Source organism: Kitasatospora putterlickiae, from assembly GCF_039527695.1.
Lineage (GTDB): Bacteria > Actinomycetota > Actinomycetes > Streptomycetales > Streptomycetaceae > Kitasatospora > Kitasatospora putterlickiae.
The window spans coordinates 1-5,282 of sequence record NZ_BAAAKJ010000362.1; the positions used below are offsets into that span (position 1 = coordinate 1).

4 protein-coding genes and 1 pseudogene are annotated in these 5,282 nt (G+C 76.0%); 2 read left to right on the forward strand and 3 right to left on the reverse strand.

All coding sequences use genetic code 11. From position 1 onward, the window contains the following. Positions 1–1,515, forward strand: coding sequence for a multicopper oxidase family protein (locus ABD308_RS32700; protein WP_344343145.1), 1,515 nt, complete (start codon positions 1–3; stop codon positions 1,513–1,515). A gap of 24 nt (positions 1,516–1,539) precedes the next feature. Here ABD308_RS32700 and ABD308_RS32705 read toward each other — a convergent pair. Both ABD308_RS32705 and ABD308_RS32710 read right to left on the reverse strand, forming a co-directional pair. Beyond that, a pseudogene (locus ABD308_RS32705) lies at positions 1,540–3,573 on the reverse strand (HelD family protein); the annotation flags it as partial. A 114-nt stretch (positions 3,574–3,687) separates the two neighbouring features. Continuing rightward, a complete protein-coding gene (locus ABD308_RS32710; protein WP_344343147.1) occupies positions 3,688–4,278 on the reverse strand; it encodes an RDD family protein in 591 nt (196 codons plus the stop codon). A 201-nt stretch (positions 4,279–4,479) separates the two neighbouring features. On the opposite strand from ABD308_RS32710, the gene ABD308_RS32715 reads away from it, so the two are divergent. Next, positions 4,480–4,956, forward strand: coding sequence for a GreA/GreB family elongation factor (locus ABD308_RS32715; protein ID WP_344343149.1), 477 nt, complete (start codon positions 4,480–4,482; stop codon positions 4,954–4,956). A gap of 15 nt (positions 4,957–4,971) precedes the next feature. Here the strand turns inward: ABD308_RS32715 and ABD308_RS32720 are convergent. Further along, a partial coding sequence (locus tag ABD308_RS32720) for a hypothetical protein (RefSeq protein ID WP_344343151.1) occupies positions 4,972–5,282 on the reverse strand: 311 nt, incomplete at its 5' end.

A 5,282-nucleotide genomic window follows, 5' to 3' on the forward strand; every position in this document is an offset into this window, starting at 1 on the left:
CTGCTCGCCGCCTGTTCGGACGTGGCCGGCGCGCCGCCGCTCGTCGACCCGTCCGGCAGCCCCGTCGCCGAGACGGAGGCCAAGCGGCGCGGCACCGGCCGGGAGCGCCCGGTCACCGTGACCGCGACGGCCGCGACCGTCGACCTGGGCGGCGGGACCACCGCCGTGACCTGGACGTTCGGCGCCCTGCCGGGTGCGGCCGTCCGCACCACGGCCGGGGACACCCTGGTCGCCACGCTGGACAACCGCCTGCCCGTGCCGACCTCGCTGCACTGGCACGGTCTGGCGCTGCGCAACGACATGGACGGCGTGCCGCCGGTCACCATGCGGCCGGTCGCCGCCGGCGGCAGCCACACCTACCGCTTCGTCACCGACTGGCCGGGCACCTACTGGTTCCACCCGCACGTCGGCGTCCAGCTCGACCGGGGCCTGTACGCGCCGCTGATCGTCGAGGACCCGCGGGAGCCGCTGGGGTACGACGAGGAGTGGGTGGTCGTCCTGGACGACTGGCTGGACGGCGTCACCGGCACCCCGGACCAGGCGCTCGCCGAACTCCGCAAGGGGATGGGCGGCGGCAGCGGCGGCGGCCACGACATGGGAAACACGGGAAGCACGGGCGGCCATGACATGAGCGGCATGAGCGGTATGAGCGGCACGGGAGCACAGCCCGGGCCGGAGTCGTTCATGCTCATGGGCGCCACCAGCGACCTGCTCGGCGGCGACGCGGGCGACGTCCGCTACCCGCACCACCTGGTGAACGGCCGGATCGCCGCCGACCCCGAGGTGTACCGGTCCGAGCCCGGCCGGCGGGTCCGGCTGCGGATCGTCAACGCGGGCGGCGACACCGCCTACCGCCTCGCCCTGGGCGGCCACCGGCTGACCGTCACCCACACCGACGGCTACCCGGTGGCGCACGAGGAGGTGGACGCCCTGCTGATCGGCATGGGCGAGCGCTACGACGCCCTGGTCACCCTCCAGGACGGCGTCTTCCCGCTGACCGCGCTCGCCGAGGGCAAGGACGCCGCCGGGCGGGCCCTGGTCCGCACCGGTGCGGGCGAGGCGCCGGCGGCCACGGTCCGCCCCGCCGAGCTGAACGGCCGGATCCTCGCCGCCACCGGGCTGCGGGCGGCGGACGAGGTCCGGCTGCCGGCGCGCACGCCCGGCCGCACCCACCGGATCGAGCTGACCGGCGGCATGGCGCGGTACGACTGGGCGCTCGACGGGCGCCCCTTCGACATGGCGAAGCCGACCGCCCACCCCTTCCTGGTCGGCGGCGGGGAGCGGGTCCGCCTGGAGTTCGTCAACCGGACGCGGATGTGGCACCCCATGCACCTGCACGGCCACACCTTCCAGGTCGGTGACCAGGGGCCGCGCAAGGACACCGTGATCGTGCTGCCCGGCCGGACGGTGACCTGCGACTTCGACGCCGACAACCCCGGACAGTGGATGACGCACTGCCACAACGCCTACCACGGCGAGGTCGGGATGATGGGCCTGCTCGCCTACCGGGCCTGAGCCGCGCCCCGGGCGCCGGGCCGAGTCGCGCTCACCGCCGGGTCGGGCGGCGGTGATGCCGTCGGGGTCGACGACCACGGCCGTGTCGAACTCCAGGCCCCGGGCCTCGGACGCGGGCACCAGCCGGGCCCACTCCGCCATCCCGGCCGCCGTGAGCGCGTCGAGCGACGCGTCCGGGCAGACCACGCCGATCAGCTCGCCGGGGTGCGCCGCCGCCTGCTCGCGCAGCTCCGTGCGCAGCACGCCGGCCAGCGCGGCGGGCGACGCGTCCAGGGTGCGCGGCGGCTCGCCGTGCCGGACCGAGCCGACGGGTGGCTGGTCCGGGGCGATCCTGGCCAGCAGCCCGCGCGTGGCGGCCAGGATCTCCTCGGTGGTGCGGTAGCTGACGGTCAGCGTGCGCAGATCGAAGCGGCCGCCGAGGTGCGGGGCCAGCGCCTCGTGCCAGCCGCGCGCGGTGGTCGCCGGACCGGCCTGGGCGAAGTCGCCGACCAGCGTCATCGACCGGCCGGGGCAGCGCCGCAGGACCATCCGCCACTGCAGCGCGGTGAACTCCTGCGCCTCGTCCACCACCACGTGCCCGAAGGCCCGCTCCGGCGGACCGTCCACCAGCGCCGCCGCCTCGTCCAGCAGCGGCAGGTCGGCGTCGGTCCACGGCGCGCCCGGGGCGCGCAGCAGCAGCGCGCGCTGCTCAGCGGTGAACCCCGGCAGGTGGGTGGCCAGCGCCCCGGGGGAGCCGAGCAGGGCGTCCACCACCGCGTCGGGCGTCAGGTGTGGCCACAGCTCCTCGACGGCGCGCTCGACATGGTCGTCGTCGAGCAGTTCGGCGCGCATCGCGTCGACGTCGAACCCGGGGCCCTCGTCGGCCGGCCCGGCCTCCAGGCCCAGGTGGCGCAGGTCCGCCGCCGCGACCCGGTCGAGGTCGATGCCGGTCAGCTCGGCGACCTCGGCGTCGATCCGCGCCAGCGTCTCGGCGGCGCCCCGGGCCAGTACGGCCGTCACGGAGTCCACCAGCAGTTCCTTGAACAGCCGGCGGGCCCGGTGGTGGGCCGACCCGCCGGCCCGGGCGGCGTCCCGGACCCGGCCGACCTCCGCCTCGTCCAGCCGCACGTCCTCCTGCCCGACCCGCACCGCCAGGCCCCCGTCCGGCGCCTGCCGGGCCCGCACCACCCCGGCCAGCGCCCCGGCGAGCGCGGCGTCGCCCTTGAGCCGGGCCACCCCCGGCGCTTCACCGGCGACCGGGCCGTCGAGGGCGGCGCCGCCCGCGAGTTCGGCGCAGGTCGCGAGCACCACGTCGTTCTCGCCGAGCGAGGGCAGCACCTGCGAGATGTAGTCCAGGAACCGGGCGTTCGGCCCCAGCACCAGGACGCCCTGCTCGGCGGCCTTCGGGAAGGCGTAGAGCACGTAGGCGGCGCGGTGCAGCGCGACCACCGTCTTTCCCGTGCCGGGACCGCCCTGTACGACCGTGACCCCCCGGTGCGAGGAGCGGACGATCGCGTCCTGCTCCGTCTGCAGGGTCGCCACCGCGGTGCCCATCCGCCCGGTGCGCCGGGCCTGCAGGGCGGCGGCGAGCGGGCCGTCGCCGACCACGTCCTCGGGGGTGGGCTCCGAGCCGTCGAGCAGTTCGTCGCTGATCCCGACGACGGCGCGCTCCGCCAGCCGCAGGTGCCGGCGCCGCCGCAGGCCCATCGGGTGCACCGGCGTCGCCTCGTAGAACGCGCGCGCCGCGTCCGCCCGCCAGTCGACCAGGGCCGGCAGCTCGTCCTCGTCGCGCTGCAGGCCCAGCCGGCCGATCCGCAGCGCGGTGCCGTCCGCCAGGTCGATCCGCCCGAACACCAGGCCGCCCTCGGCGCCTTCGAGGCGCCGCACCTCCCGGGCGAGCCGTTCGGCCGCCGACTGCCGCTCGTACGCCTCGCGGGCGCCGTCCGCCCGCGTCGCGAGCGTCACGGCGAGCAGCGCCCGGGTGTCGGCGAGCCGCTCGTCGAACAGGGCGACGACGGCGGCCACCTCCGCCCGCTCCAGTTCCACCTGGCGTACCACGTTCTCCTCGGCCTGAGGCACAGGAAGCGCTCCCCTCTCGGTTTCGGCCTGCCACTATGCGAGGTCGCGCGGGGAAAGTAAATGTTGACCCGAGGCGGTGAGTTGTGTCCGCGAGGGGTGTGGCCGAGGCGCGGGTCAGGACTCCTTGACCACCACCGTCCTGGCCGGCTTGTCGTGCAGCGCCTGCTGGAAGGGCTTGTCCCACAGCGGCCACAGCACGTTCAGCAGGGCGAACAGCGAGCCGAGGCAGTAGACCGCGTTGGGCAGCGCGTAGAGCGCCGCGCGGACCAGCAGCGGGTTCTCGGCCGCCCTGCCGCCGGTGCCGAGGTCGACGACCCGCAGCTTCATGACCTTCTTGCCGACCGTCTGGCCGCCCTGGCCGAGCAGCATCGCGGCCTCGTAGCCGAACGCGAGCAGGGACGCGGCCACGTAGTACAGGATCGAGGCGCCGAACACGGCGAACAGCAGCACGGTGGGCACGAGCAGCACACCGGCGTCGATCAGCCGGGCCACCACGCGCTCACCGACCGGGGCGAGCGGCCGGCCGCCGGGCAACGGGTCGCCGCCCGGCCGGGGGTGTCCGTGCGGCCAGGAGCCCTCCGGCTGGACGTAGGGCTGCTGCTGGTGCGGCTCCTGGCCGCTGCCGTGCGGATCCGGGTGCTGACCGTACGGCTTGTACCCCTCGTACGGGTTCTGGCCGTGCCCCGCGGGGTCGTTGGTGCTCATGGTGGCTGGGTTCCCTGCCTCGGCGATGGTGGTACGGCTGTTCTACCGAGCGCCCGTCGGCCCTGGGAAGGCGGAAAGGCGAGTCGTTACCGAGCAGGAGCACGGCTGTCGCCGAGCCGCGGGGGCCGTACTCCGTTATGTTCGAAAATGCCGGAATCAGCCCGCGCCGCCCACCGCGGCGGCCCGACCAGGGAGACGGCCATGACCGGTGCACCCGAACCCATCAGCGAGACCGGCCGGACCGCTTTGGAGCGGGAACTCGCCGAACTGCGCACCGAGCGCGACGCCGTCGCCGCCGCCGTCCGCGGTGGCGACGAGGAGGTCGGCGACCGGGCCGACCAGGCCGACGAGTTGCAGCGGGCCGACCAGCTGGACCGGCTGGACGACCGGATCACCGTGGTCGAGGCACGGCTGCGCGAGGCGGCGGCCGCCGGGGCGCCGAGCACCGAGAGCGTCGGCGTCGGCAGCACCGTGACGCTGCGCTTCGCGGACGCCGACGAGATGACCGTCCGGATCGGCGAACTCGCCGAGGAGCTGGATCCGGAGCTGGTCACCGCCGACAGCCCGCTCGGCAGGGTGCTGCTCGGGCGCCGGGCCGGCGAGACCGTCGAGTACGAGGCGCCCGGGGGCCGGACGACCGCGCTCGTCCTGTCGATCGGCGGTGGCGAGGCCGCGTAGCGACCGGCCGGACGCTCAGCCGGCGAGCCGGTCGGCGCGGCCGGGGACCCAGAGCGGCACCGGGGCGGTGGGCGACAGGTGGCGGGCCGCGCGGGCGTCCAGGACGGCGAGCGCGCGGTCCCGGTCGCCGTCGGTGAGGTCCGCCAGCGCGTCGGCGGCGCAGCGGGCGCAGGCGAGGACCAGGGCCAGCAGGTCCTGCCGTCGGCAGTGCTCCCGGACGTAGGCCGCGCAGCGCTCGGCGACGTACGCGGTGTGGGCCGCGCGCCCGGCCTCGGCGGCGGGCCCGGCTTCGGCGGCGGCGTCGCGGACCCCGTGCCAGAGCAGCA

Bases quoted from the DNA above. Each gene is read 5' to 3' on its own strand.
- ABD308_RS32715 (WP_344343149.1), top strand. From the start codon at position 4,480: ATGACCGGTGCACCCGAACCCATCAGCGAGACCGGCCGGACCGCTTTG.
- ABD308_RS32710 (WP_344343147.1), bottom strand. From the start codon at position 4,278: ATGAGCACCAACGACCCCGCGGGGCACGGCCAGAACCCGTACGAGGGG.